At 60.4% G+C, this 25,239-nt stretch carries 26 protein-coding genes and 2 pseudogenes; 14 read left to right on the forward strand and 14 right to left on the reverse strand.

Annotation, left to right across the window (positions count from 1 at the left end; genetic code table 11):
• Positions 1-204: 204 nt before the first annotated feature.
• Positions 205-1,188: a GGDEF domain-containing protein gene (locus tag AWB68_RS06040; RefSeq protein ID WP_087643446.1), complete on the forward strand. Its 984-nt coding sequence runs from the start codon at positions 205-207 to the stop codon at positions 1,186-1,188.
• Between the two features lie 81 nt (positions 1,189-1,269).
• Here AWB68_RS06040 and AWB68_RS06045 read toward each other — a convergent pair whose 3' ends face one another.
• A complete protein-coding gene (locus AWB68_RS06045; RefSeq protein ID WP_087643447.1) occupies positions 1,270-1,701 on the reverse strand; it encodes an OsmC family protein in 432 nt (143 codons plus the stop codon).
• A gap of 406 nt (positions 1,702-2,107) precedes the next feature.
• Between AWB68_RS06045 and ald the strand changes: the two genes are divergently transcribed.
• The gene (gene ald, locus AWB68_RS06050) at positions 2,108-3,223 is read left to right on the forward strand and encodes an alanine dehydrogenase (protein ID WP_087643448.1); all 1,116 of its coding nucleotides are present in this window, start codon (positions 2,108-2,110) and stop codon (positions 3,221-3,223) included.
• Positions 3,224-3,470: 247 nt separating this feature from the next.
• On the opposite strand, the gene AWB68_RS06055 is transcribed toward ald, so the two are convergent.
• On the reverse strand, positions 3,471-4,175 hold the full coding sequence (locus AWB68_RS06055; protein WP_087643449.1) for a GntR family transcriptional regulator: 705 nt from the start codon (positions 4,173-4,175) through the stop codon (positions 3,471-3,473).
• 198 nt (positions 4,176-4,373) lie between these two features.
• Here AWB68_RS06055 and AWB68_RS06060 point away from each other — a divergent pair, with 198 nt between their 5' ends.
• A complete protein-coding gene (locus AWB68_RS06060; protein ID WP_087643450.1) occupies positions 4,374-5,648 on the forward strand; it encodes a glucarate dehydratase family protein in 1,275 nt (424 codons plus the stop codon).
• A 193-nt stretch (positions 5,649-5,841) separates the two neighbouring features.
• Here the strand turns inward: AWB68_RS06060 and AWB68_RS51325 are convergent, their stop codons facing one another.
• Positions 5,842-5,967: an NAD(P)-dependent oxidoreductase gene (locus AWB68_RS51325; protein ID WP_374729555.1), complete on the reverse strand. Its 126-nt coding sequence runs from the start codon at positions 5,965-5,967 to the stop codon at positions 5,842-5,844.
• Between the two features lie 203 nt (positions 5,968-6,170).
• Here AWB68_RS51325 and AWB68_RS06070 point away from each other — a divergent pair, with 203 nt between their 5' ends.
• The 6 genes from AWB68_RS06070 (at position 6,171) to AWB68_RS46335 (ending at position 11,729) form a co-directional block, all read left to right on the forward strand.
• Positions 6,171-6,890, forward strand: a complete 720-nt coding sequence (locus AWB68_RS06070) for a FadR/GntR family transcriptional regulator (RefSeq protein WP_087643451.1) — start codon at positions 6,171-6,173, stop codon at positions 6,888-6,890.
• 104 nt (positions 6,891-6,994) lie between these two features.
• Complete coding sequence (locus tag AWB68_RS06075; RefSeq protein WP_087643452.1) at positions 6,995-7,762, forward strand: SDR family oxidoreductase; 768 nt, start codon at positions 6,995-6,997, stop codon at positions 7,760-7,762.
• Between the two features lie 81 nt (positions 7,763-7,843).
• A complete protein-coding gene (locus AWB68_RS06080; protein WP_087643453.1) occupies positions 7,844-9,136 on the forward strand; it encodes an MFS transporter in 1,293 nt (430 codons plus the stop codon).
• Between the two features lie 44 nt (positions 9,137-9,180).
• Positions 9,181-10,428, forward strand: a complete 1,248-nt coding sequence (locus AWB68_RS06085) for an enolase C-terminal domain-like protein (RefSeq protein WP_087643454.1) — start codon at positions 9,181-9,183, stop codon at positions 10,426-10,428.
• Positions 10,429-10,880: 452 nt separating this feature from the next.
• Positions 10,881-11,261, forward strand: coding sequence for an NUDIX hydrolase (locus AWB68_RS06090; protein WP_087643455.1), 381 nt, complete (start codon positions 10,881-10,883; stop codon positions 11,259-11,261).
• A gap of 141 nt (positions 11,262-11,402) precedes the next feature.
• Positions 11,403-11,729: a hypothetical protein gene (locus tag AWB68_RS46335; protein WP_125482882.1), complete on the forward strand. Its 327-nt coding sequence runs from the start codon at positions 11,403-11,405 to the stop codon at positions 11,727-11,729.
• Here the strand turns inward: AWB68_RS46335 and AWB68_RS06095 are convergent.
• On the reverse strand, positions 11,702-12,997 hold the full coding sequence (locus AWB68_RS06095; protein WP_235028228.1) for an MFS transporter: 1,296 nt from the start codon (positions 12,995-12,997) through the stop codon (positions 11,702-11,704). The two genes, AWB68_RS46335 and AWB68_RS06095, sit on opposite strands and share 28 nt — an antisense overlap.
• 518 nt (positions 12,998-13,515) lie before the next feature.
• On the opposite strand from AWB68_RS06095, the gene AWB68_RS06100 reads away from it, so the two are divergent.
• Positions 13,516-13,734, forward strand: a complete 219-nt coding sequence (locus AWB68_RS06100) for a hypothetical protein (RefSeq protein ID WP_087643456.1) — start codon at positions 13,516-13,518, stop codon at positions 13,732-13,734.
• 227 nt (positions 13,735-13,961) lie between these two features.
• Here AWB68_RS06100 and AWB68_RS06105 read toward each other — a convergent pair whose 3' ends face one another.
• The 4 genes and pseudogenes from AWB68_RS06105 to AWB68_RS06115 form a co-directional block, all read right to left on the reverse strand.
• Positions 13,962-14,786 carry a GntR family transcriptional regulator gene (locus AWB68_RS06105; protein ID WP_087643457.1) on the reverse strand — a complete coding sequence of 275 codons (825 nt, stop codon included), beginning with the start codon at positions 14,784-14,786 and terminating at the stop codon, positions 13,962-13,964.
• 242 nt (positions 14,787-15,028) lie between these two features.
• Positions 15,029-15,349: pseudogene (locus AWB68_RS46340) on the reverse strand (TauD/TfdA dioxygenase family protein); the annotation flags it as partial.
• A gap of 63 nt (positions 15,350-15,412) precedes the next feature.
• Positions 15,413-15,787: a BON domain-containing protein gene (locus tag AWB68_RS06110; protein WP_087643458.1), complete on the reverse strand. Its 375-nt coding sequence runs from the start codon at positions 15,785-15,787 to the stop codon at positions 15,413-15,415.
• 35 nt (positions 15,788-15,822) lie between these two features.
• On the reverse strand, positions 15,823-16,944 hold the full coding sequence (locus tag AWB68_RS06115) for a porin (protein WP_087643459.1): 1,122 nt from the start codon (positions 16,942-16,944) through the stop codon (positions 15,823-15,825).
• A gap of 470 nt (positions 16,945-17,414) precedes the next feature.
• Here AWB68_RS06115 and AWB68_RS06120 point away from each other — a divergent pair, with 470 nt between their 5' ends.
• The 3 genes from AWB68_RS06120 to AWB68_RS06130 all read left to right on the forward strand — a co-directional run bounded on the left by AWB68_RS06120 (position 17,415) and on the right by AWB68_RS06130 (position 19,957).
• On the forward strand, positions 17,415-17,696 hold the full coding sequence (locus tag AWB68_RS06120; RefSeq protein WP_087643460.1) for a 3-keto-5-aminohexanoate cleavage protein: 282 nt from the start codon (positions 17,415-17,417) through the stop codon (positions 17,694-17,696).
• Positions 17,683-18,741: a beta-keto acid cleavage family enzyme gene (locus AWB68_RS06125; protein ID WP_087643461.1), complete on the forward strand. Its 1,059-nt coding sequence runs from the start codon at positions 17,683-17,685 to the stop codon at positions 18,739-18,741. Before AWB68_RS06120 ends, AWB68_RS06125 begins: the two co-directional genes overlap by 14 nt.
• A gap of 235 nt (positions 18,742-18,976) precedes the next feature.
• On the forward strand, positions 18,977-19,957 hold the full coding sequence (locus AWB68_RS06130; protein ID WP_087643462.1) for a quinone oxidoreductase family protein: 981 nt from the start codon (positions 18,977-18,979) through the stop codon (positions 19,955-19,957).
• A gap of 5 nt (positions 19,958-19,962) precedes the next feature.
• On the opposite strand, the gene AWB68_RS06135 is transcribed toward AWB68_RS06130, so the two are convergent.
• The 3 genes from AWB68_RS06135 to AWB68_RS06145 form a co-directional block, all read right to left on the reverse strand.
• The gene (locus tag AWB68_RS06135; RefSeq protein ID WP_235028229.1) at positions 19,963-20,163 is read right to left on the reverse strand and encodes a hypothetical protein; all 201 of its coding nucleotides are present in this window, start codon (positions 20,161-20,163) and stop codon (positions 19,963-19,965) included.
• Between the two features lie 69 nt (positions 20,164-20,232).
• The gene (locus AWB68_RS06140; RefSeq protein ID WP_235028230.1) at positions 20,233-20,430 is read right to left on the reverse strand and encodes a carboxymuconolactone decarboxylase family protein; all 198 of its coding nucleotides are present in this window, start codon (positions 20,428-20,430) and stop codon (positions 20,233-20,235) included.
• 59 nt (positions 20,431-20,489) lie between these two features.
• Complete coding sequence (locus AWB68_RS06145; RefSeq protein WP_235028231.1) at positions 20,490-21,575, reverse strand: NmrA family NAD(P)-binding protein; 1,086 nt, start codon at positions 21,573-21,575, stop codon at positions 20,490-20,492.
• Positions 21,576-21,704: 129 nt separating this feature from the next.
• On the opposite strand from AWB68_RS06145, the gene AWB68_RS06150 reads away from it, so the two are divergent.
• The gene (locus AWB68_RS06150; RefSeq protein ID WP_087643463.1) at positions 21,705-22,580 is read left to right on the forward strand and encodes a LysR family transcriptional regulator; all 876 of its coding nucleotides are present in this window, start codon (positions 21,705-21,707) and stop codon (positions 22,578-22,580) included.
• 246 nt (positions 22,581-22,826) lie between these two features.
• On the opposite strand, the gene AWB68_RS50765 is transcribed toward AWB68_RS06150, so the two are convergent.
• From AWB68_RS50765 to AWB68_RS06160, 3 genes and pseudogenes are all read right to left on the reverse strand, one after another.
• A complete protein-coding gene (locus tag AWB68_RS50765) occupies positions 22,827-22,952 on the reverse strand; it encodes a hypothetical protein (protein WP_268810918.1) in 126 nt (41 codons plus the stop codon).
• A 107-nt stretch (positions 22,953-23,059) separates the two neighbouring features.
• Positions 23,060-23,341 (reverse strand): annotated as a pseudogene (locus AWB68_RS51330) (hypothetical protein); the annotation flags it as partial.
• A 487-nt stretch (positions 23,342-23,828) separates the two neighbouring features.
• Positions 23,829-25,052, reverse strand: a complete 1,224-nt coding sequence (locus tag AWB68_RS06160; RefSeq protein ID WP_087643464.1) for an acyl-CoA dehydrogenase family protein — start codon at positions 25,050-25,052, stop codon at positions 23,829-23,831.
• Positions 25,053-25,239: the final 187 nt, after the last annotated feature.

The following is a 25,239-nucleotide window of genomic DNA, read 5'->3' on the forward strand; positions in this document are numbered from 1 at the left end:
CCGCGCCCTGCTTGTGCTTCTGCACGCTCTCGACCAATCGCAAACGCTTCGGGCACTTTTTGCCCTATCATCGATCAATCCGATACAGATATGACGAAATCGCCGGCGATCGCCAGGCGCTGCGCGCCCCGAAAGCCGCGGCGTGCCGGATGGCATGCCGTCATTGTCGTCAGGAGTCAATCAAGCCAAGGAAGCCCCACACGCATGATCGTCCCGCCCAAGCCCGCAAACGAGCGCGCGCGCCTTGCCACATTGCGTTCGCTCAACATCCTCGATACGTCGTCGGAAGAACGCTTCGACCGTCTCACGCGCCTCGCCAAGCGCCTCTTCGGCGTGCCGATCGCGCTCGTGAGTCTCGTCGATGAAAACCGGCAGTGGTTCAAGTCGTGCGTCGGGCTGAACGCGACCGAGACGTCGCGCGACATTTCGTTCTGCGGCCACGCGATCGCGCACGACGACATTCTGATGATCCCCGACGCGCGCGCCGACGAGCGCTTCCACGACAATCCGCTCGTCGTCGGCGAACCCGGCATCCGCTTCTATGCAGGGTGTCCGCTCGCCGTGCCGGACGGCTCGAAGCTCGGCACGCTATGTTTGATCGACGTGCGTCCGCGCGAACTCGGCGAAGAGGATCGCGCGCTGCTGCGCGACCTCGCGCACATGGCGGAACAGGAGATCGCGGCGGTCCATCTCGCGACCATGGATGAATTGACGGAACTGTCGAACCGGCGCGGCTTCGAGGCGCTTTCACAGCATGCGCTGAACGTCTGCAAGCGCCTCGACAGGCACGCGACGCTGCTCTTTTTCGACCTGAACGATTTCAAGCAGATCAACGATACTTTCGGTCACGCCGAGGGCGATCGCGCGCTCGCGACCTTCGCCGATGTCCTGCGCCACGAATTGCGCGAAAGCGACGTGATCGGGCGGCTTGGCGGCGACGAGTTCGTCGTGTTGCTCACCGAAGCCAACGGCGACCAGACTTCGAAAGTCGTCCAGCGTCTGCATGACGCGCTGGCGCAGCGCAATGTGCAAGGCAAGCGCGGCTACGAGATCCGCTTCAGCGTCGGGCATACGGAGTTCGACGCGCAACGCCACGCGTCGATCGCGGATCTGCTCGCGTCGAGCGACAGCAGGATGTATGCGCACAAGCAGTCGCTGAAGTCTGCAAGCCGCAACGCGCGGTTTTGATGACGGCTCGTCGCTGGCGCATGATAAAAAAAAGCGCAGCCCAATACCTGGCCGCGCCCTCGTCCATTCAATTGCAACCGATCAGGATTCGAGTTCCGCGTTCAGCGTGATCTTGGCATTGCCAGCGAAGAGTTTCGATACCGGGCAACCCTCCTTCGCCGCTGCCGTGGCCTTGTCGAACGCCGCCTTGTCGGCGCCCGGAATCTTTGCCTTCAGGTCGAGATGGCAGGCCGTGATCGAGAAGCCGTCGCCGTCCTTTTCGAGCGTGACCGTCGACTTGGTCTCCATGCTTTCGGCCTTCATGCCGGCCTGTTCGAGTTGCAGCGATAGCGCCATCGTGAAGCAGCCCGCGTGCGCCGCGCCGATCAGTTCTTCCGGGTTCGTGCCCGGTCCGCTTTCGAAACGCGATGCAAAGCCATACGGCGCGTCCTTCAGCACGCCAGTCTGCGTCGAGATGGAACCCTTGCCGTCCTTGATGCCGCCGCTCCATTTTGCCGATGCTGTCTTTTGCACGAGTGTTCTCCAGAAAATGTAAGGGGTTGAGCCGCGACTGAGTGCCGCGCAGCGCTTCTCGGGCAACGCGCGATGCTGAGAGCCTGTAGCACGCGCGATGCCCGCACGGTCGGCGGTCGTTAAGCGAACACTTATCATTCGAGTTTTCGCCATGACGGCGAAGCGCGACCGCCGCCCTCTTCATCCTAGCGGATCAGCGTGCGGCGCGCAGACATCGAAACGGGTGAGCGCTCTGCAAGCCCTCTCTGCAAGCCCTTTCAAGCAGCGCTCGTGCACGAAACCGCCGGTTTTCGCGTTTGAAGTACGATATCCACCAGCCCCATTGCGACTACGTCGACGGCCCTGTACGGACCGGCAAAACGACCCACGGCCGCTTGCGGAGTCCAATACAAGATGAGGAGACGTCATGCGAATCGGTGTGCCCAAGGAGATCAAGAATCACGAGTACCGCGTGGGGTTGACGCCGGCGAGTGTGCGGGAACTGGTGTCGCGCGGCCACGAAGTCGTTTTGCAGACCGCGGCCGGAGCGGAAATCGGGCTGAGCGACGACATGTATACGGCCGCGGGCGCACGGATCGTCGCCACCGCCGCGGATGTATTCGCCTTCGCCGAGATGATCGTAAAGGTGAAAGAGCCGCAGCCGGCCGAGTGCGCCATGCTGCGGCCCGGCCAGATACTCTATGCGTATCTCCATCTGGCGCCCGATCCCGTCCAGACGCAGGCATTGATCGCTTCCAGAGCGGTGTGCATCGCGTACGAAACGATCACGGCCGTGGGCGGCGGTCTGCCACTGCTCGCGCCCATGAGCGAAGTGGCGGGCCGCATGTCGATTCAGGCGGGCGCCGCGCATCTCGAGAAATCCAAGGGCGGCATGGCGCTGCTGCTCGGCGGCGTGCCGGGTGTCGCGCCGGGGCACGTCGTCATCCTCGGCGCGGGCGTGGTCGGGACCAACGCGCTGCAAGTCGCCGTCGGCATGGGCGCGCGCGTGACGATCATCGACAAGAATCTCGATCGGCTGCGCGCGCTGGACCTGATCTACGGCAATCGGGTCTGCACCTTGTTCTCCAATACGCAGGCAATCGAGGATTCCGTGCACGCCGCCGACCTGGTCATCGGCGGCGTGCTCATACCGGGTGCGGCGGCACCGAAGCTCGTCACGCGCGACATGATCTCGCGCATGAAACCCGGCGCCGTCGTGGTCGATGTCGCGATCGACCAGGGCGGCTGCTTCGCGACGTCCCATCCGACGACGCACACCGATCCGACCTTCATCGTGGACGGCGTGGTGCACTATTGCGTCGCCAACATGCCGGGAGCGGTTGCAAGGACTTCGACTTTTGCGCTCAACAACGCCACCATCGGTCCTGCCATTGCGATCGCGGATAAAGGCTGGCGCCGCGCGCTTGCCGATGATCCGCACCTGCGCGCCGGCCTCAATGTTTGCGATGGCCGCGTAACGTATCGGGCGGTCGCGCGCGAACTCGGTTACGACTACGTGTCGGCCGAGGAGGTTCTTTCCTGACGGGATTAGCGATCGCTGCGAGTGGACTGAAGTGAAGCTGCTCAACGCAGATCAAAATTTCGGACGATATTTTGGACGCGCCCTAGATGACAAGCCCATGCTCTACATCGTCATCCAGCAGCAACGCCGCTCTTCTGAACGGCCCGTGAATGATTCGTAAGGGTTCCGACATGGTGATCGGACGCAATTCAGTTGCAAAGTCGCAGATTCGCGATTACCTCTTGAACAGCGCGGTTCGGAGCGTTGTTCAGTCCTCCGTGAGGAAGTCGGGATGACGCGTGCGGATCTGATCGACCTGGTTCAACGTGCCCGAGAGATGCTTGCGCAGCGCCGCCTGCGCAGCTTCGGCATCGCCCTTTTCGATTGCATCGACGATCTCGGTGTGATCGCGAACCACCGCCATCGTCTTGCCCTCCGCCGGCAGGTGCAGCCGACGCAGCCGGTCGATATGGCCGCTCAATCTGCGCACCAGATCCCAGAGTTGCGGCACGCCCGCCGCTTCATACATCTGGCGATGAAAGGCCTGATCGAGCAGCGAGAACTGCTCGTAGCTCTTCAGGTCGCGCAGTTCCATTTGCCTGGCGATCGTGGAACGCAACTGACCGACCAGTGCGGCATCGGTGTGCTCGGCCAGCGTGCGCACAATCTCCAACTCGATCGAGCGGCGCAGGAAGTGCGCCTGCAACGCTGAAGTCACGTTGATCTGGCTGACGACCGTCGCGTGCTGCGGAAAGATGTCGACGAGTCCTTCTTCGCCGAGCTTCATCAGCGCGTCGCGCACTGGCGTCTGGCTCAGGCCGTATTGAGTCGCCAGATCGGCGCGAGAGAGCACCGTGCCGGGCGCCAGTTCAAGGGACAAGATCATTTCGCGCAGCCGCTCGAAAACTTGCGGCGCTGCATGGCGGGTTCGGTCGAGCCGCGTGCTCGCCGACGGAGAAGCGTTGGTTTTCATGGCGAGAAGTGAGGCCTGGGCGCAGGCGGAGTCTGGGTTTCAGCACGCTGAGATACTAGTACTATAGCTGGCGCTTGAGTCGTCGCGCACCCTTTCCCGGCTCATATGGGTGTGAGTACTTTCCCCAGTAACACACTAATATATTAGTGCTTTAACATGTATCCGACAATCGACTCACCCACCTTTCGGATCACCCCCATGACTCGCGACATCACCGTCACCCAAGTGCGAATTACGCCAATCGCCTTCCGCGATGGCCCGCTTCTCAATGCTGCCGGCATCCACGAACCCTGGGCGCTACGCGCCATCGTCGAACTGGAAACGAGCGATGGCCGCGTCGGCATCTCCGAGACCTACGGCGACGAGCCCATGCTCCGGGTGCTCGAGCAGGCCAAGGCATTGGTGATCGGCCTTTCGCCGTTCGACCTGAACCGGATGGAAGAGCGAGTGCGCGCCGCGATCAAACCGAGCCCTGGCGCGGTCGAATTCGAACTGGCGCCCGGCTCGCACACGGCAAAGAACGCGGCGAAGGTCATCAGCACGCTCGAAGTCGCGCTGCTCGACTTGCAAGGCCAGATCGTCGGCGCGCCCATCGTCGACCTGCTCGGAGGCAAGGTTCGCGACGCCGTGCCCTACAGCGCCTATCTCTTCTTCAAGTACGCCGAGCACATCGATAAGCCCTATGCGCCCGATGCCTGGGGCGAAGGCCTGAGCCCGGAGCAGATCGTCGCGCAGGCGCGCCGCATGATCGACCTTTACGGCTTCCAGAGCATCAAGCTCAAGGGCGGCGTGTTCGAGCCGGCGCACGAGATCGCTTGCATGCGCGCGTTGCATCAGGCCTTCTCCGGCCTGCCGCTGCGCCTCGACCCGAACGCCAACTGGTCGCTCGAAACCAGCATCAAGGCGGCGCCCGAACTCGACGAGTTGCTCGAGTACTACGAAGACCCTTGTCCGGGGCTCGAAGGCATGGCCGAGCTGGCGAAGCACACCCGCTTGCCGCTCGCGACCAACATGGTGATCACGACCATGGAGGATTTTCGCCGCGGCGCCGAGATGGGTTCGGTCAAGGTGCTGCTCTCGGATCACCACTACTGGGGCGGTCTGCGCGCCACACAGACGCTGGCTCGCATGTGTGCCTTGTGGGATCTGGGCATGTCGATGCATTCCAATTCGCACCTTGGCATCAGCCTGATGGCAATGACGCACGTAGCGGCGAGCATCCCCAATCTCACCTATGCCTGCGACACGCATTACCCATGGCAGGAAGAAGAAGTCATCAAGGGTGGCCGCGTGGCCTTTGAGAACGGCGCGGTACGTGTGCCGACCGCACCGGGCCTCGGTGTCGAGCTCGACCGCGACCGGCTGGCCGAACTGCATGCGCAGTATCTCTCGTGTGGCGTGCGCAATCGAGATGACCTGACGCAGATGCGCAAGTACGAGCCGAGCTTCAGCGGCAAGAACCCGCGCTTCTGAAGTGCGCAGACACTCAAGGGGATAACGATGGCGAGCACCTCAAGCAGCGCACGCTCTGGTACGCGTTGCCCATTTTCCTAGGTGCGGATAGCGTCGCGCGGCCCAACAATGTCGAAATGTCTTGCCAGCGCGTCGACCACGTTTTCCCCCATGCCCCGGAGTGTCTCCTCGGTCCCTGATCCGAGGTGGGGCGTCAAGACAGCCGGGAATCCCCTCCTGGCCGCTCTGGAACGGCAGGCTCGTGCTCGAAGACATCGAGCGCAGCGCCCGCGATCCGGTCTTCCGCAAGTGCAGCGATGAGTGCAGCCTCGTCGACCACGAGACCACGAGACCCCGTGAGACGTTGACGAGAAGTCCCCTCGGCCCAAGCGCCTCAAGCACGCGAGCGGCCAACACATCGAAGAAGCGCAGCGCTCGGCGCACCTGCCCGGCTGAACCCGGTCGTCGGGTGAACCCGAATTGCGGCGTTAGCTCTTCGTGATTATCCTCTCTACATCATACGTATGACCTAGAGAGGAAATCGTGGCGACACTGCACCGGCAGGTCCTCAACCAGATGGGCGAACAGATTTGCGCAGGCAAGTTCGCGCCGGGAGACATCCTTCCCGCCGAGCCCGTGCTCGCCGAACAAATGAACGTCAGCCGCATCACGATCCGGGAGACGATGAAATCGCTCTCTGCGAAAGGCATGCTGGAAGTGCGCCGCCGCTACGGCACGATCGTGCTGCCGCGCTCGCAATGGCAATTGTTCGATCCCGATGTCATCACCTGGCGCGCGCGGGCGGGCACACTCGATCCGGGTCTCATCGAAGACCTGATGGAACTGCGCCTGATCATCGAGCCGAACGCGGCCAAGCTCGCCGCGAAGCGCGCCACCGACGACGATCGCAAGGCCGTGCGGCGCGCGTTCAAGGCGATGGAGCGCGCCGTCGCAGGCCACGGCGAATATGTTCCCGCCGACCTCGCCTTCCACGGCGCGATCCTCACGGCCTGTCACAACCAGTTCGTGCAGCAGATGCAGAACGCGCTGTCGGCGATCCTGCGCACCAGCTTCGAACTCAGCTCCGAGATCGAAGGCGGCCCGGCTCGCTCGCTGCCGATGCACGAGGCACTCTGCATCGCGATCGAGAAAGGCGATCCGGTGGCGGCGGAAGCGGCCGTTCTCACGCTGATCCACCGCGCCGAGAAAGACTTCGAGGACCGCGCCGCGCTCAATCAGGTCGCCAACGACAAGCCTGTCTAACGCCGCCATCGGCGGATCAACCATCGACATCATCGCGACCGGCTAACCGGCCGCGAGGGGCGCATTCGCGCCTCGTTCCTGAAACATTGGCACAAGGAAAACGCATGACACAGCTATTCGATCTGAGCGGCCGCACGGCGCTCGTTACAGGTTCGGCGCGGGGCATCGGCTTTGCGCTCGCCGAAGGGCTTGCCACGGCGGGCGCGGGCGTGATCCTGAACGGCACGCGCGCCGACACGGTGGAGGAAGCGGTCGACCGTCTGCAAAGCCGAGGCTTCAAGGCGCAAGGCCGCGCGTTCGACGTGACCGACGAACCAGCCGTCGCCGACGCATTCGCTCAGTGGGACAACGACGGCGTGCAGGTCGACATCGTCATCAACAACGCGGGCATTCAGTTTCGCAAGCCGCTCGTCGAACTTGAACTCGCCGACTGGCAACGCGTGATCGACACCAACCTGACGAGCGCGTTCATCGTCGCGAAACAGGCGGCGCGCCGCATGATCGCGCGCGGCACCGGCGGCAAGATCATCAACATCGGCTCGCTCACGAGCGAAGCGGCGCGCGCGACGGTCGGGCCTTACACGGCGGCGAAGGGCGGCATCAAGATGCTGACCCGCGCGATGAGCGCCGAATGGGCGGCGTCGAATATCCAGGCGAACGCGATCGGCCCGGGCTACATCCTGACCGACATGAACCAGGCACTCGTCGACAACGCGGCCTTCGATGCGTGGGTCAAGAGCAGCAATCCCTCGCAGCGTTGGGGAAAGCCCGAAGAACTCGTCGGCACGGCGGTGTATCTGTCGTCGCAGGCATCCAGTTATGTGAACGGCCAGATCATCTACGTGGACGGCGGCTGGCTCGCCGTCCTCTGAATCCAGGCTTTACCGGCGATATCAAGAAAACAAGAACGACGCCATCAAACCTTACACGCCCGTACCGATCCCGGAGACATCATGGAAAGCGTCAAACCCGTAGCACCCCAGAGATGGTGGTATCTGATGCCCATCATCTTCATCACCTACAGCCTTGCCTATCTCGACCGCGCGAACTACGGTTTCGCGGCTGCTGCCGGCATCGACAAGGATCTCGGCATCACGCACGGGATGTCATCGCTGATCGGCTCGCTGTTCTTCCTCGGCTACTGCCTGTTCCAGGTGCCCGGCGCGATCTACGCGCAGCGCAACAGCGTGAAGAAGCTGATCTTCTTCAGCCTGATCCTGTGGGGACTGTGCGCGGCGGCGACTGGCATGGTCAGCAACATTCCGATGCTGATGGTGCTGCGCTTCGTGCTCGGCGTGGTGGAGGCAGCGGTGATGCCGTCGATGCTGATGTACATCAGCCGCTGGTTCACGCGCACCGAGCGCTCGCGCGCCAACACGTTCCTGATTCTCGGCAACCCGGTGACGGTGCTGTGGATGTCGGTGGTGTCGGGCTATCTGGTGCACAGCTTCGGCTGGCGCGAGATGTTCATCCTCGAAGGCCTGCCGGCGATCGCATGGGCGATCGTGTGGTGGTTCACCGTCAAGGACCGTCCGGCCGATGCGCCGTGGATGAGCGACGCCGAAAAGATCGAACTCGACGCGCGCCTGAAGGCCGAGCAGGCTCACATCGCGCCGGTGCGCGACTACAAGACCGCGTTCCGTTCGTCGATCGTGCTCAAGTGCTGCGCGATCCATGCGCTCTGGAGCATCGGCGTGTATGGCTTCATCATGTGGCTGCCGTCGATCCTCAAGCAAGCCTCGACGATCGATATCGTCTCGGTCGGCTGGCTCGCCGCCGTGCCGTATCTCGGCGCGATCATCCTGATGTTGCTCGCGTCGTGGCTTTCGGACAAGACGCGCAATCGCAAGCTCTTCGTGTGGCCGCTGCTGCTGATCGGGACGATCGCGTTCGTGGCGTCGTACCTCGTCGGAGGATCGCACTTCTGGATCTCGTTCGCGCTGCTCGTGGTGGCCGGCGCGACGATGTATGCGCCGTACGGTCCGTTCTTCGCACTCGTGCCGGAGCTGATTCCGAGCAACGTGCTCGGCGGCGCGATCGGCCTCATCAATGCGTGCGGCGCGCTGGGGGCGTTCTGTGGATCGTGGGTAGTCGGGTATCTGAACGGCGCGACCGGCAGCCCGGCTGCCTCGTACATGTTCATGGCGGGCGCCCTGCTCCTGTCGGTCATTTTGATGATCACCGTGCCCGCGCGTTCGGACGAGCGCTCTAAGGACGACGCACGGCTCATTGTCGGTCGCACGTAAGCGACGCCGATCCGAGAACTCACTTACTTTTTTGCAGGCATCACATGGCAACCATCATTACCGATGTAAAGGTCATCCTGACCGCGCCGGAAGGCATCAACCTGATCGTCGTGAAAGTGGAGACGAATCAACCCGGTCTTTACGGTCTTGGCTGCGCGACGTTCGCGTACCGGCATGTCGCGGTGAAGTGCCTGATCGAAGAGTATCTGCGACCTCTCCTGATCGGGCGCGACGCCGAGGCGATCGAAGAACTCTGGCAACTGATGCACCAGAACGCCTACTGGCGCAACGGCCCGATCGAGAACAACGCGATCTCCGGCGTCGACATGGCGTTGTGGGACATCAAGGGCAAGCTGGCGAACATGCCGCTTTACCAGCTTTTCGGTGGCAAGTGCCGCGAGGGCGTGCCGATCTATCGCCACGCCGATGGCCGCGATCTCAACGAGCTATGCGAGAACATCCAAAGGTATCGCGAGCAGGGCATCACGCATATTCGTTGCCAGAGCGGTGGCTATGGTGGCGGTGTGTACGGCAAGGCGCCGGCGGGCGCACCGCAGCGCGCGCAGGACGGCGTCTATCTCGACAGCCGCAAGTACATGCGAGACACGCTCAAGCTCTTCGACGGCATCCGCAGCAAGCTCGGCTTCGATGTCGCCTTGTGTCACGACGTGCATGAGCGGCTAAAGCCAGTCGAGGCGATCCGGTTCGCGTGCGAACTGGAGCAGTATGACCTGTTCTTCCTCGAAGACGCCATCGCGCTGGAAGAAGGCGAATGGATGCGCCAGCTCCGGGCCAAGACGACGACGCCTCTGGCTCAGGGCGAACTCTTCAACAACCCGTCGGAATGGCGCTTCCTGATCACCGAGCGGCTAATCGATTTCATCCGCGTTCACTTGAGCCAGATTGGCGGCATCACGGCGGGCCGCAAACTGCAGATCTTCGCGGAGCAATTCGGTGTCAGGACCGCATGGCACGGTCCGGGCGACATGTCGCCGCTCGCGCATGCGGCGAACATCCACATCGATCTCGCTTCGCGCAACTTCGGCGTGCAGGAATGGTCAGGCACGGAGCCGCCGAATTTCGTGATCCAGGAACTCAAGGGGCCGCGGGCGGCGCTGCTCGACGTATTCCCGGGCCTTCCGGAATTCAGCAACGGGCACGTCTACGCAAACGACAAGCCAGGCCTCGGCGTCGATATCGACGAGACCGAAGCGGCCAAGTATCCGTGCGAGAACACGATCACGACGTGGACGCAGACCCGGCTGAAGGATGGCACCCTGCAGACTCCGTAAGCAGGTCAGCTTTGCGTCTCGATGGCTTGGCCCGTACCCGCGCAGTCGACGAATGGATGGACGTCTTTCGGTCGTCGCCAAGGGCGATGTTCCGATCTTCTCGCACCGTTCGCAGATTGCCCGGTCGAAGGAAGAAGTGGATCGACATACAGGTCCTGGGTCCATTGCGACCAACATGACCCCCGCGCATACCGTCGAGCAGCATGATTGTCCACAGCACGCCCAGTGACGCCTGCATGAAGGCTTTGTGTCAACCCGTGTGGCGTATGTGCTGCCTTCGATTCGCCGCGGCATTACCGATCGCGCGGTGCTTTCATATATTAAGATTCTTAGCTATATTCGATCGTCAGCAGAAGGTCTCGATTAGGCCGCACTGAGCCTCGCCCAGGTTGCAAGATCGGCGCGAGAGGTGATCAAGCCGCACCTCGAGCACACAATAACGGGAGATTGGTTTGAAGAGACGCGCCACGGTAATCTGCCGCAGAGGTAATCGAATTCTTCTGGTGGCACGACGTCAATCGAAATGGGCACTGCCGGGTGGGCTTCTGAAACGCGGTGAGCATCTGTCGGATGCCGCACTTCGAGAACTCAAGGAGGAAACCCGCCTCGCGGGTAAGTCAGCGAAGTATCTCTTTCAGTACCGTGGCGCGCAAAAACTCCATCACGTCTTCTTCTGTGACGTTTCGAAACGCGCCAAGCCTCGTGCCAGCAACGAAATCTCCAGATGTCGCTGGGTGCAGGTCGAGGACATTCCTCGCCTAACGACCAGCGCGCCAACGAAAGTGATCGTGAAAATCTCGGGCGAGAAGCGCAACAGTTCGCGGGGCAAATGAAACTGCTCTTGCAACTCATGCACGAGGATCGACGCGGCGGAAGACGACCCATCGGCTGACCGCGTATGGCGCCGAACGATTAGACAACCAAGAGGATCACCCGCGTGCTGGGCGCCGGAGCAACGGGGCTTCGACGACCGCATGCACGATCCGCCGCCGGTTAAGTTGAAAGGTCACAGTGAGTTCTTGCTCCGACGAATCTCCGGTGCCAAGGTGCGTCACGACGAGACGAGCCGGCAACGTATAGGAGGAAAACTGAACCTCACCATTCGCGAAAACACCGGCGACAAACTCAAGTCGCCTTCCGTTGGTGTCGTGAACGAATTGAGAACCATGAAATGGCCATCCTCGCCATACCGCACGTTCCGGATGCTCTCCATTGTGCACGTCTGCGCTTCTGCAACAGGCATCGAGCTGGATCCCATTGATCGGCGGCACACTCAGTTGCGCCGCGCTTCCGCGATGTAACACCACCGGCCAATGAGGTACACCGTGAAAGGCAAAACTGCCGCGAGCGGAAGCCAGCGCAACGCGTCTTGAAGACCCACTGCGTCTGCTATCACACCGGTGAAAAAGGGACCGGCCGCGAGGCCCAATATGTTGTTGAACAGCGTCAGTGTGGCAAATGCCGAGCCATGGATAGCTGGCGGAGTGGCGCCAGCAATAATCGCGCTGCATGTGCCGAACGAACTGGCAAGGAAAAACACCGCGGGCGCAAGCAGCGCGAGTTGCAGATTGCCCGGTGGCAAGCGGAACGCGATCGCCAGCAGGATGGCCAGCACGAGGCAGTATGCGATAGCCATGTTCCACCTCTTAAGCGACGAGTCTCCACTGATCCGGTCGGTGATCACACCGCACAGAAGTTGGCCCATGCCGCTGACAAGGACAAGGCCGGCTGCCACCACGGCAGCCTTGCTGACAGGCATATTCCAGTAGCGATTCAAGTAGCTGGGTAGCCACACGAAAAGCGTGCCCTGAATGAAGATCTGCAGGGCGCTCCCGAGGTACGCACAAAAGACAGAACGGGACGGAAACAGGCTAGAGAAAAGCGCTCTGGGCGTCAGTCTCACACGCCCGTATGTCGGAGTTCCGCTCGCCTCGCCCGGACGCGTACGCGCGAGCCTTTTTTCCGTGACTACGAAGAAGTACATGATCACCAGCACAAACCCAAAGATCGCCATCAGACTCATCGACCAGCGCCAGCCAAAGTGGGTCGCAATGATGCCGGAAAGCGAGACACCGAGCACGGACCCAAAGGCAGCGGCAGACGTAAAGCCGCCGGCAATGGTAGACCGCAGATGCCTTGGAAAGATGCTCATGAGCATCGCGAGCCCGACACTTCCGTAGGCCGCCTCACCGACACCAACGAAGATGCGTGCGACGAACATCTCGTGGTAGCTACTGGCAATCGCGCACCCAAGCGTGGCAACGCTCCACAGCGCTGCCATCAGTGCAATGCTTTTGACACGTCCCCAACGGTCCGCGATCAAGGAAAATGGGAGGGTCAGCACGCCGACCGCCAATGGCACCACGCCGCTAATCGAACCGAGCTGTGTATCGGACATCTGCCACTGCACTTTCAAGATCGGGAACAAGGCATTGAGCGCCTGCCGCGACATGTAGTCAGACAGCAAAAGGCAAAACATCAATGCAAATACGATCCACGCGTAGGCTCGGGCCCCACTGGTAGCCGACGCCGACTCGGCCGGCACTACGTTACTTGTATAAAGATTCAATTCTGTCTCCTCCAATGATTCACTAAATTCATATTGAATCGTGCCGCTTGATCGCGTGGCCCCTGTGAAGCAAGACCTCTACGCCAAGACCGGCAGTATTTCTGCTAGCCGTCAGCATCGCCGGACGCTTTCTGCGTGTCGCCGTGCGCGCTTTGGATTTCGACGCTTATCTCAAGCCTCTTGTGACTCGTGTGATGAAGTTGAAGTTCGCTCCGGACAAGGAGGCGTACATCGGCTCCGCTAGTCGCGTGCTCCGCGCAGGAGACTTCGACGATAGACCGCACACACGGACCAGGAGGCGTTTGCCAGCATGAACAAGGCCGTATGAGTGTCGCGCCAAAGCTTCCCTTTGTGGCCGCAAAGCACCAGACGGCGGGCATCGATTTCAGGATAGCACCGAGCGCAATTTTTGGCGACATTAATTATTACCGGCACAAAAAAACGTCACGCCAGCGCGCGGAGACAACTTGCTGCGAACCGGCGCAATCCGGAAGCGAAGGTAAGGCTCGCAGTATTGAGTGGATGACGAGACGGTCATCGGCAAGGATTGCTCGCACTGGATTGGGCTGATCCGGTGCAAGTACAGTTGGAACGTGCTTGGCCTGATCAAAGGGATCAGCATGGTGAACTGTGTGTCCGCGAATCTGCTGATGCGCGAGCACTGGATCATCGACTATCGCATCCAGGATCCAGATGACGACGGCAAGGCAAAACGTATTACGTGCGCGACATGCTGACAGCCGGCCGTTTCATCGGGTCCTGATGAACGTCTGGTATTGCCCGCTACGCGCCAATCAACAGGTGGACGACTCGCGCAAGATCCTCGCACCGGCGCGTAACAAACAATCGGACGTACGGGCATATGGTATTTGCTCTTAGGTGAGCCTACCCAGCGTCAAGCGTCCCAACTCGACGCGGTGTTTCAAAACGGGATTCAACCGTCCTGAACACGCAAGGAAGCGATTCACTCTACAGAAGCGGCCGCTGCATCGGGCTGCACTTCCTTTGGGGCACGTACACGCCGACTGCCTGCTGGTTTTGCGACGATTGCACGAATGGCGGCATCCCTGGCGTCGTCCAGGCGCGAGGCTGCAAGGGAAAGCAGTAGTTTGTTGTCCCGCTTGACCGCGGCTTTCTGCAGCGCGCGCCAGACTTTTAAAGATGCGCGAACCGATTGAGGCGCAGCCGCAAATCCTAGCCGGACATAGCGCAGGGTTCGCAATGAGATGGAGTGCAGCACATCGACCAGAACCCGGTTGCGGCACAGATCGACCGTGTTGAAATTCAAGAGGAAGCTTTCCACGGCATAGGCGTCTACCGACTCCTCGGCCGCCTTGGTTAGCTTGGGCATGTGCCCGGTCAGTAAGGCCTCGAGCTCGGAAGGGTTCTCGCGCGCCACCTGCTCCAACATCGTGACGTAAAGCACACTGCGCACGCGGAATATGTCCCGAAGCTCATTCTCGTCGGGCGCCGTAACGATCGCCCCGCGCCTGGCCTGAAACTCAACCAGACGGTCCCGCTCCAGTATTCGCATCGCTTCGCGCACCGGAGCGCGGCTGACGTGTAGCACTTCGCTGATATCTTTCTCCAGCAAGCGTTGCCCCGACTTCACCAGGTCAAGCGTAATGACCCCGGCCAGCCGGGCAGCGATCTGTTCGGCAATCGGCACCGAGGCATACGCCCAGTCCTGCCCGCGCAGCACCGCCCGCTCGACTGCCAGCATCAGTGAATTCTTGGGCGTAAGAAGCGCGGAAAGATCGGGAAGGTTTTGCGTTTTATTTCGGGCCATGGCAAATAGCGGAAGTAGCTTTCCTCGAACTTGATCCTTTGATCATTATAGTCCACAGGATTGTAATGTCGACAAAAACTCGGCGCCGCTTTGTGAGGACTCGAGGCCGCTTCGGGTTATTCGTCATTCGCTAAAGCGCGCACCTGGCCGACGCCCGTGTCGAGCACTCGGCGGGGTATCAAGTCCGACAGCCACGAAGACGCTAACCAACCACCTCGAACCTCGCGAGGACATGCGAACTGTCAATGTGGTCTATTGCCTTCGATTCCTGCTCGCTCCATCCTGCGCGGAGCCGGCCAATAACCCATTGCCGCGTAGTGCTGCGTCGGCCGGTTGTCCCACACAGCAATACTATTCGGCTTCATCGGAAACGAACCTGATACTCAGGGTGTCGATGCCTGGCTCTGAAGATAGTTCAGCAGAAGGCTGGCACCTGGCGTCTTCTCCAAACCGAAGCGCACATTTTCTACTGTATGGTAGTTGACGAAATGCATAGGAAAGCTACTGACGTATAGAATCTTTTCGCCAGTCTCTGGGTGCGTCCGCACGACAGGGTGCTCCACCTACGGATTCTGCTTCGGTGAAGCAGTCATGGCGCGCCGATCAATCGAAGCCTGCGCGACGCCCTACTGGCCGAACGGCCGCTGCACCGCGAGTTTGCTGGTAACTGACGTCACACCCGCGACGCCCTTCGCGACCTCGGCGACGGTGTTGATCTGCGACGCGTCCGGGACCGTGCCGCTGATCATCACCGCGCCGTCTTTCGCGGTGATGCTGATGTCGCCCGCGTCGATCTCCTTGTGCTTCGCGAGCGCCGCGTACACCTTGCGTCGCAACGCGCGATTCGCCTGCCGTTCGGCTTTGGGCGTCATGCCGCCAGAGGCAGTGCTCGCCGTGCCAGCCGATGCACCCGCCGACGCACCGCCCTGCGCCCACGCACTGATCGACGTCACCGCGATCGCAATGCCGAGTGCCACCCTGAATCCATTCATCGCTTTCATCGTTGTTCTCCGTGCAGATTTCGAATTTCGAATTATCAGAAGCTGTGACGCAGGCCGATCATCGCGGCCGTGGTCGACACGCCCGGCGCGACGGGCTGTCCGTACATGATCGTCTGGTTCATGGCCCCCCGGTTCGCGACGTATCCGACCTGCGCAGAGACTATCGTGCGCTTCGACAGGCTGTATTCCGCGCCCATCGCGTATTCACTCGAATGGTTGGCCGAGTTGTTGCGGTCCTTCAGATAGTAAAAACCGGACGTGATCTTTAAGAACGGGGTGAACTGATAGCCGAGACCGCCCGAAATCATCTCGTAGTCCGCCAGGCTCGTGTTCGACGGATTCCTGCCGATCCCGTACGACGCCGACACCGATATGCCGCGGAACGTGTACTTCGCACCGAAATAGTAGAGGCGGTTGTTGTCGAGCCCGCTCGGCGCGGCCGCCGCGAGGTTCGTGTCGTGGGCGTTGTAGTAGACGGCGGAGAGATTGAGGCCGTAGTTCGAATACCTGAGCACCGCCGATTCGCGCGTACCGCCCTGAATCTGGCCCGGCACGCCGCCCGGCGCGTACTCGAGCGCGACCGATGCACCGTAGAACTTCGGCGACTGGTAGACGAGCGCATTGCTGTCGTATAGCGCGCCGATCGGCACGTTGGTGTTCGTCCCCGGCCAACCCGCAGCCTGGTTCAGCCCGAGCCACGCGCCCAGGATGCTGCCGAAGTACTCCGCCGCGCGGACGTCGGTATCGGCCATCGCGTAGATCATCGGCGTGTACTGCCGTCCGGCGTCGAACGTGCCGAATGGTCCGGAGAGGCCGACAGTCGCCTGCTGGTTGAACACCGCGGTACCGCCCGTCGTGTCGGCCAAGCCGAGCTTTCCGTTGCTGCTGTTGAACACGCCCTGCAGCCTGAAGTTGACCTTGTAGCCACCGCCGATGTCCTCGGCCCCCTTGATGCCCCAGAAACTCCCATAGAGGCTGCCGTCCTTGAGGCCGTACACGTGCCCGTTGTTGCGCGCGGCCGGTGCGAACGACGACGCCGCCGTGCTCTGATAGAAGACGCCCGAATCGATTGCGCCGTACAACGTGACCGATGACTGCGCCTGCGCTGCACTGGCGACTACTACGAGTATCGCTGCTCCGCTCCACCTCAGTTTCATTGAGTCTCCTTGGCTTTTTTGATGGCCGGGCAAGCCCGGCGGATACCCGCCTGTTACCGGACGGCGCGAGGTCGCCAATCCATGCTGCCGTCGGCTGTCGGCGGGTGTGCACGTCCTTGTAACGAAAGCTCCTCCCGGCACCAGGGCCGCAGAACCGAACGATGTTGCCGACGACTTCCGACACAGGAACATTGACGATAGCGATCATCCTCCATAATTGTTTTGGTCGACATTAATACTTATACTTAGTCGACCTGGCGGGCAGAAGGGTGCGCGGCTACACATCCGCCCCCCGGAGTTGCGTCGGCGCGGAGTCAATTGGCGTCTGCCCTATCCACAGAAATCACACGCTTTCGATTGTTGTCGACATTATTAATTAATGGAAGTACACTGTGAGTCACAGTGGCGATGCGCCGCCGCGACCGATCGAAGGTCAATGAACGGAGGAATTCCAATTTTGTCGACGCTGTCTGCCCAGCGATACGGACGAGGTACCAGTGACGACCGCCCATCACGTGCAAAAGGCCGTGGACTTCTGCGACGCCGGTGCCACCGTTTTGCACGTGCATGCGCGCGAAGTCGATGGCAAAGGCTCCAGGCGCAAGTTCATGTTCAGAGATGCTGGGGATCGCCTGCGCACCGTCGTGCCGAAGATGGTGCTGAAAAGGGAGATTTCAAAGCTTTATCATCTAGTTCGGCATTCTAAATATTTACGTTTCAACCTGGAGATCCATCATCATGAACTTCCTTGACGGCCACCTGTATCCCGAGAACCAGCAGCCTCTGATCATCACCGCCGCTCCCTATGCGCCGGGCTGGATTCCCGCGGACTTTCCTGAAGATATTCCTATCACAATGGAAGAGCAGATTCAGAAGGCGGTGGATTGCTACGAAGCCGGTGCCACCGTGCTGCATCTGCATGTACGCGAACCCGATGGCAAAGGCAGCAAGCGCCTGTCCATGTTCAATGAGCTGATCGCCGGGGTGCGCGCCCGCGTGCCGGAAATGGTCATCCAGGTGGGCGGCTCCATCAGCTTTGCGCCTGAATCCGAGGGCGAAGCCGCCCAATGGCTAAGCGATGACACGCGGCACATGCTGGCCGAACTCGATCCGAAGCCCGACCAGGTGACTGTCACCGTCAACACTACGCAGATGAATGTGACGGAGCATGCCGGCATCGACGACTTCAGGGGAGTTTCGCGGGGATTTCCGCAGCTCTATGCCACCTACAAGGACATGATCGTACCGTCGAATCCGAGCTGGGCCGAAGAGCACATCCGACGCCTGACGGCTGCCGGAATCCAAAGCGAGTTTCAGTGCTACAACATCAACAGCTTTGAAACGATTGAGCGGATGATTCGCCGCGGTGTCTACAAGGGGCCGCTGGTGATGAACTGGGTGGCCATCAGCGGCGGCATGGACCAAGCGAACATCTACAACCTGGCCAACTTCCTGCGTGCTGCGCCTGACGGCGCGGTGATCACGGTGGAGAGCTCGGTGCTGAATGTACTGCCCGTGAATATGATCGGCATGGCTCTGGGCCTGCATGTGCGGTGCGGCATCGAGGATGTGCTCTGGAATCAGACCCGCACCGGCAAGATGAGCTCCGTCGAGCAGATTAAGCAGTTGGTGCGTATCGCGGGCGAATTTGGCCGACCCATAGCGACAGCGAAACAGGCACGAGAGATCATGAAGATCGGGGTCTTCTACGACACGGCGGACGAGACGCTTCAGGCCAATGGCTTCGCGCCCAATCGTAACGGTGGGAACCAGGGATTCCTGCGCAAGCCGACCTAAAGCCTCTCGGCGATTGACATCATATGCTGTATGACACACCCAGCATTGATAGAGCCGGACTCAAGGTTGAAGTTGAAGCTAACCCTGCATCCGCCGAAATCTTTTGGCGAGATCAAAGGTGAAGTAAGGGCTAGCGAGCCGCAGGTGAACCGCGGCAGTCGATACGTGACAGCAATCATTTTGCATGGGATCGGAGTAAGCGCTAGAGCGCCAACTCCGATCGACAGGAGACAACATGGCGAAAGTCGTTAAATTCTACGAAACCGGCGGTCCCGAGGTCCTTCGTTTTGAGGACGCTGACGTTGGAAAGCCGGGACCGGGCGAAGTGCGCGTCCGCCACGTGGCAGTGGGCCTCAACTTTGCCGACACCTACTTCCGCGGAGGCACCTACGCGGTGCCGCTCCCCAGCGGCCTCGGCAACGAGGCAGCCGGCGTGGTCGAGGCCATCGGTGCCGGCGTGACCCATCTGGCAGTCGGCGACCGTGTGACCTACACGGGCTTCATCAATACGCTGGGCGCCTACAGCACCGAGAGGCTGATCTCTGCCGCGCTGCTGATCAAGCTGCCGGAGGCCATCAGTTGCGAGGCTGCAGCGGCCATGACCATGCGGGGCTTGTCCGCCGCCTACCTGGTGCGCCGAATCTACCCTTTCAAGGCGGGCGACGCCGTGCTGCTGCATGCCGCAGCAGGCGGTGTTGGCCTGATCGTTTCACAGTGGGCAAAATTGCTCGGGCTGACGGTGATTGGCACGGTTTCGACTGACGCCAAAGCCGAGGTGGCGCGCGCCCACGGCTGCGATCACACGATCAACTACAGTCATGAGGACGTGGCCAAGCGCGTGCGGGAACTGACCGAGGGCGTGGGCGTGTCCGTGGTCTTCGACAGCGTGGGCCAGGCCACCTTCATGTCCTCGCTAGACTCCCTCAAGCGCCGCGGCCTGATGGTCTGCGTCGGCACTGCTTCTGGCAAAATCCCGCCGTTCGATCCGCAAATTCTGGCCCGCAAGGGCTCGCTGTACCTGACCCGCCCGGGACTCGCCGATTACATCGCCGATCCGGTCGAAAAGGCGGAACTGGTCGATGAGCTATTCGGCCACGTGGCGGCAGGCCGGATTCGCATCGAGATCAATCAGCGGTATGCCTTGCAGGACGCGGTGCAGGCACATCAGGACCTGGAGGCTCGAAAAACTACGGGATCCTCTATTTTCGTGATCTGAGTGTTCTATTTCCCGAGACCCTGTTGGCCAATCGCCTCTTGCGTATCGACGAAATCAAGAAATACGAACGGCTTGATCATCTTGCCGACGTCGGACGAGCTGACCATGCGGACGACCGGCCCGTGCGCATAGCCGCGCGTGCGGAAGAATACGTTGCGGCCGCCACCGACGGCGGGGCTGGGTGGAAATTGGACGACGACATTCATGGGGCGCACTCCAGGTATCTGACTTGCCATCGATGAGATGCCTGGTCAGATCTCTGCATCAGTTTGCGCTTAGTTGAGGAAGTATCCCGTGAACATCGTCAACCCCAGGAACGCGAATGCCTCAGTCAGGTGCTCGTCGCTCCAGCCGGCTTGTTGAGCGGCCTTCCACGTGGCGTCGGTGACGTTTCCCGTATTTGCCGCCGCTTCCCTGACCACGCGGGTCAGTGCGTCGATCCTGGCGTCACCTGTCGTTGTGCCTGTCCGCAAGGGCGGCGATCTGTGCTTCGGCCCAACCGTTCACGCGGGCGAATTGACTGGCGATACCTTCAGGTGGCTGCCGGGATCGCGAAGTTCGCTTTGGCCCATGCGGCAAACTTCGTCGGCTGCTGGCCGGCGATTTTGTTGGCGAGCACGATGGCGTCGCGCGAATCCGAGCCGAGATACGTGTGCGCTTCGAAGTAGGCGAGCATCGCCGCGATACCGTCCGCGTGTGGAAACCAGCCGGCAAAAACCTCGCGCGGAACTTGCTTGAACGACAGCGAGTTTCCTTGTTGATTCAGGGTGGCGATGATCTCGTTGAAGCTCAGGAAATCGCCGACCAGCGCCAAATGTTCGCCCCGCCCTGCAAGGTCCGGCTGAGCAAACGCGCCGGCCACGAGGCGGCCGAGTTCAGTGATGTCGCCCATATGGATGACGCGCCGCTCAGGGTCAAGCGGCAATGCCCAACCCACGGCGCCGTCCGGTTGTTTCTGCGGAGCCATTAGGCCGATCAGGTTTTGGTAATAGAACGGCGCGATCACGAACGTGTGGTACGCGAACCCGGCGTCGCTCACGATGGGTTCGACTTTCGCCTTGGCCGTGAAGTGCGGGACATCGATTGTGCCGCCGCTGATCGTCTCCACATTGGGAAGCGTCGACCAGATGAAGTGCTGTACGCCGGCTTCTTTCGCCGCGTTGACGGCCGCGAGCGCCTGCCTGGGCTCATCTGCTTGCGCTTCCCAGGAATTAGTCACCAGGAAAACGCCGTGTGCTCTGGCAAATGCGGCTTTAAGCGTTTCCGGACGATTGAAATCCGCTAGAACGACTTCGTCACCCAGCTTCGGATGCGTGGCCGGATTGCGCGTCAACGCGCGCACTTTGAATTGACCGCTCGCCTGCAGCGCGCGCACAACGGCGCCGCCTTGCTGACCGGTTGCGCCGACGACGGCGATGAGCTTCTGGGTATTCGACATGGATGCTCTCCAGTGTGTATTTTGTTGGGGCGGTGCTGCCTTACGCAGCGAGCCCAGCGGCCGCTTCGCCGCGGCGATGGCGCCGCTGCGTGCCTCCGGACCCATCGCCACACCTTCCGCGCGAATGAAGGTGATGTCTGCGATGCGCAAAAAGCCGACGGCCGCCTTATCAGGATGCAACGCCACCTTGGAGGGAGAGAACGGCTTTTTGTGGCCGCCTCCTGTGCGACACATCAAGTATGGGGATCAAAGGCGTCTCACACTAGATGGTAAAATAGGATTTTATTAATCCATTTCTGGAGGAATAGCATGCTTGATCTGAATGATCTGGTGATGTTCGTCCAGGTCGTCCGCGCAGGCAGCTTTTCCGAAGCGGCGCGGCGTCTGCGCATGCCGGCAAATACGCTGAGCCGACGCATCGATCAACTCGAAGGGCAACTCGGCACACGTCTGCTGCATCGCTCGACTCGCAAACTCGCGCCGAGCACGGAAGGTCAGGCGCTGTTCGAGCGCTACGCGCCGGCGCTTGACCAGATCCTGGAGATCGGGCGGCTCCATGCAGATGAGCAGGCACCGTCCGGCTCGGTTCGCGTCGCCGCGATGGCCGGCCTGTTCGAACTCATCGGCATGGAATGGCTGGTCGAGTTCTACACGCGCTATCCACACATCAGCCTTGAGTTCCTGCTCGACGATACGCCGACCGATCTGATCTCCGAGCGCATCGATCTGGCCTTGCGCATGGGCATCGAGACCGGTAGCGGCTTTAAGGTGCGTCGGCTGGCACCAAGTGCAATGATTCTCGCGGCGAGTTCCGCTTATCTGGAGCGACGCCCTGCACCACGCACGCTGCGTGAACTGGCCGAACACGACTGTCTGACGATTTCCAATCGACAGGGTCGCAACACGTGGCGTCTGCAGGGTCCACGCGGTAGCCAGGAACTGTCGATCAACAGCCGGTTCGCGGTCAACGACATGCGAGTGCTGGCGCACGCTTGTGTAGCTGGACTGGGTATTGCGCTGCTGCCGCAGTTGATGGTCGAGCCGATGCTCGCGCAGGGGAAGCTGGTACGCGTACTGCCGAGCTATCGGCGCGCCAGCAGCGGCCTCGGCCTGCAACTCGTCTATACGAGCCGCCCACCAGTGCCGCCTGCGGTAGCGGTCTTCGCCGAGTTTCTTTTGGAGTAACTCGGCGATGCAATGACAAACCCCTCACAGAACCATGCCAGCCGATAAGTTCGTCACCTTGCACAAGGCGTGCGAAAGCGTAAGCGTCGATTCACCGCCGAGCACGTCATCGCACGCTCATGTCAGCGACACGACGAGTCAAGCTTGTGCCGACCAGAGCTAATCGTCCCTTCCGTGCAGCTTTGCTTCCACAGGTAGCACGTAGCGTCCCTGATGCCCCGCTTGCGGCACATCTTTGGTCTACGATCAAACGCTCGTGCTGTCCCACAGCGGGGCAAGTCCGGGGAGATCAACAATTCGGCTACCTTCCGTAGCCAACGCGTGTATCGCCGCCATGTCCGCACCATCCAGTTCGAAATCGAATATCGCCATGTTCTGTTCCAGTCGATCGATCCGGGAAGTCCTGGAAAGCGGCTCTCTGGATAGTTGCTCACCCAGACCTTTGTTGTCAGAAAAATTTCGCTTCCTGGAATGCCGGACGCCGCGACGCATTGTCCGATTTCGCCCTCGTTGCGATAGATTTGCGCGGTATCGATATGACGGAATCCGGCATGAAGGGCGGCGGGGATCAGAACATGACAAGCTCGTCGTCGTTCCAGACGATCAGATGCCCCAAGGCGGCGTGCGCGGGATTCTCGTTGGCGCTGGTAACGAAATGGTGTTTCGCTCGCAGACCACTGCCTACTTAACGGGAGAACTGACGAGATCAAGTCCAGCGAACAGATTCCGTGTGGAATAACCCTGTCACCGCGATTGCTCAAGTCAAGCCTGGTCTTTCCGGCATCACTTCCTAACCACCCGCTAGGGAGATTCCATCGTGTTCTTGACTTCGTCCGGCCTTAAACTCATTATTCCATATACGGCTATTCTAAACACGATGATACGTCATCTAATAATCTTTCGACGAGAAATCGAGAAAGCGGTACCCGCTCTGCATCGGACAAGCTCGGGGCTTTGATCGGACCGCGAAACTCACCAACCTATCCCATACTTGATAACGGTAAGGAGGAGGACGACATGCACACCTACAAGCATGAACACGAGAACGACCCGAGGGTGTTCTTCGCGCTGGATTCAGCGTTCAGCCCCGTCGATAACGTCCTCCCATGTAAAGCAAATTGATACGTCAACGGGTTGCATTACCTTGAATCTCGCGAGATGCCGATGTGACAGCAGGCAGGGAAATTCTGACCTGCCGTCACGCTTTGATCTCGCGGACAGTCGACAGGAAAACCGCGCAATCAGCTGCTAAACCAGCGGCGTTACCGTGTTTTCCACATTGAGCAAGGCTTTACCGTACAACTCGGCTCCAATAGCCGGAAGGACAATCGCATGACGAGCCGCGGTATTCGAATCGCGCCACCAGCGTTGCACTGGACTTGCCTCTGCGAAGCTTCCCGCGCCGTGAGCGAAAATCAGCGTGTTCAAAGCGTCCGTGATGTCCGACACGACGACACCCGCATCGGCCCGGACGCGAGTACGTGTAAGGTAGTCTGGAAAGACATTCAGGCGTGCCGAATCGTCAATCTCGTCAGCGGCCCGGAAAGCGCGCAAATGTGCGCTGTCAATTTTCAACGCCGCCTCGGCCACTTGCATCTGGAATACCGTCGAATCGGTTTGCCTCGTGAAAGACGTGTACGCAATCGCACGCTGAGGAGCCTTTTCGATAACATGCTTCAGCGCCGCACGGCCGAGGCCCAACTGCGGACCGATGAGCAGAAGAGACGATACGGGTCCGAATGCGGCGCGATAAGCGACCTCGTCTTTGAACGGGGTCGGATATTCGCCACGGACCGCTGCCATGATATCCAGCAGCCGATGGTCCGGCACGAACACATCGCTACCCACGATACAGTTACTACCGGATCCACGCATGCCCGTGGTGAACCACGTGTCCTCAACCGTCAGTTCGCTCATGGGTACGAGCGCAAGATATTGAGCCTTCAGTGCACCATTCTCGTCACGCTCGGCACAACCCAGAATTGCCCATTGAGAGTGCAGCGAACCCGATGAAAAGTACCACTTGCCCGACATGACCAATCCGCCAGCGACGCGACGTACCTGCATGGTGGGCGTGAAGACCCCCGACACCCGCGCGTCAGGGTTTGCTCCGTATACATCGTCCTGGGCCTGTTCGGGAAACAGACTAATAATCCACGCACTACCGTTGATAAGGGACGTGACCCATGAAGTTCCTCCGCATGCCTCGCCCAACGCTGCCGTGACTTCCAGATGCGATCGCATTGTGCCCTCGTAACCGCCATAGCGCTTTGGAAGCATCAATTTGAAAAGACCCGCATCCGCGATCGCTTCTATGTTTTCTTCACTGGCTCGCCGGTTTCTATCCGAATCCGGTGCATTCTTGAACAGTAACGGTTGCAAGCCTTGAGCGCGCTTGACAAGCCCCTTCAGATCCGGTGACATTTCATTGCGGCGCGGGATCTCAAAATTACCGATAACGTTTCCCATCATGCTTCCTCTTCTCTGGATTTAGGTGACTACGACTTGAGGCTAGTATCGTTTTCGAGCCTCTGATTAGTACGCGAACTCAATCGCGCAAAGAACGTTTGTTTCAGAAGGCCTATGGTCAACCCGTTTGCACATAAAATATCCATGCGCACCCGCCTCGACGTGATTGAATACGACCTCTTCTTGGCTT

It is taken from the genome of Caballeronia choica (assembly GCF_001544535.1).
In the GTDB taxonomy this organism is placed as follows: Bacteria; Pseudomonadota; Gammaproteobacteria; order Burkholderiales; family Burkholderiaceae; genus Caballeronia; species Caballeronia choica.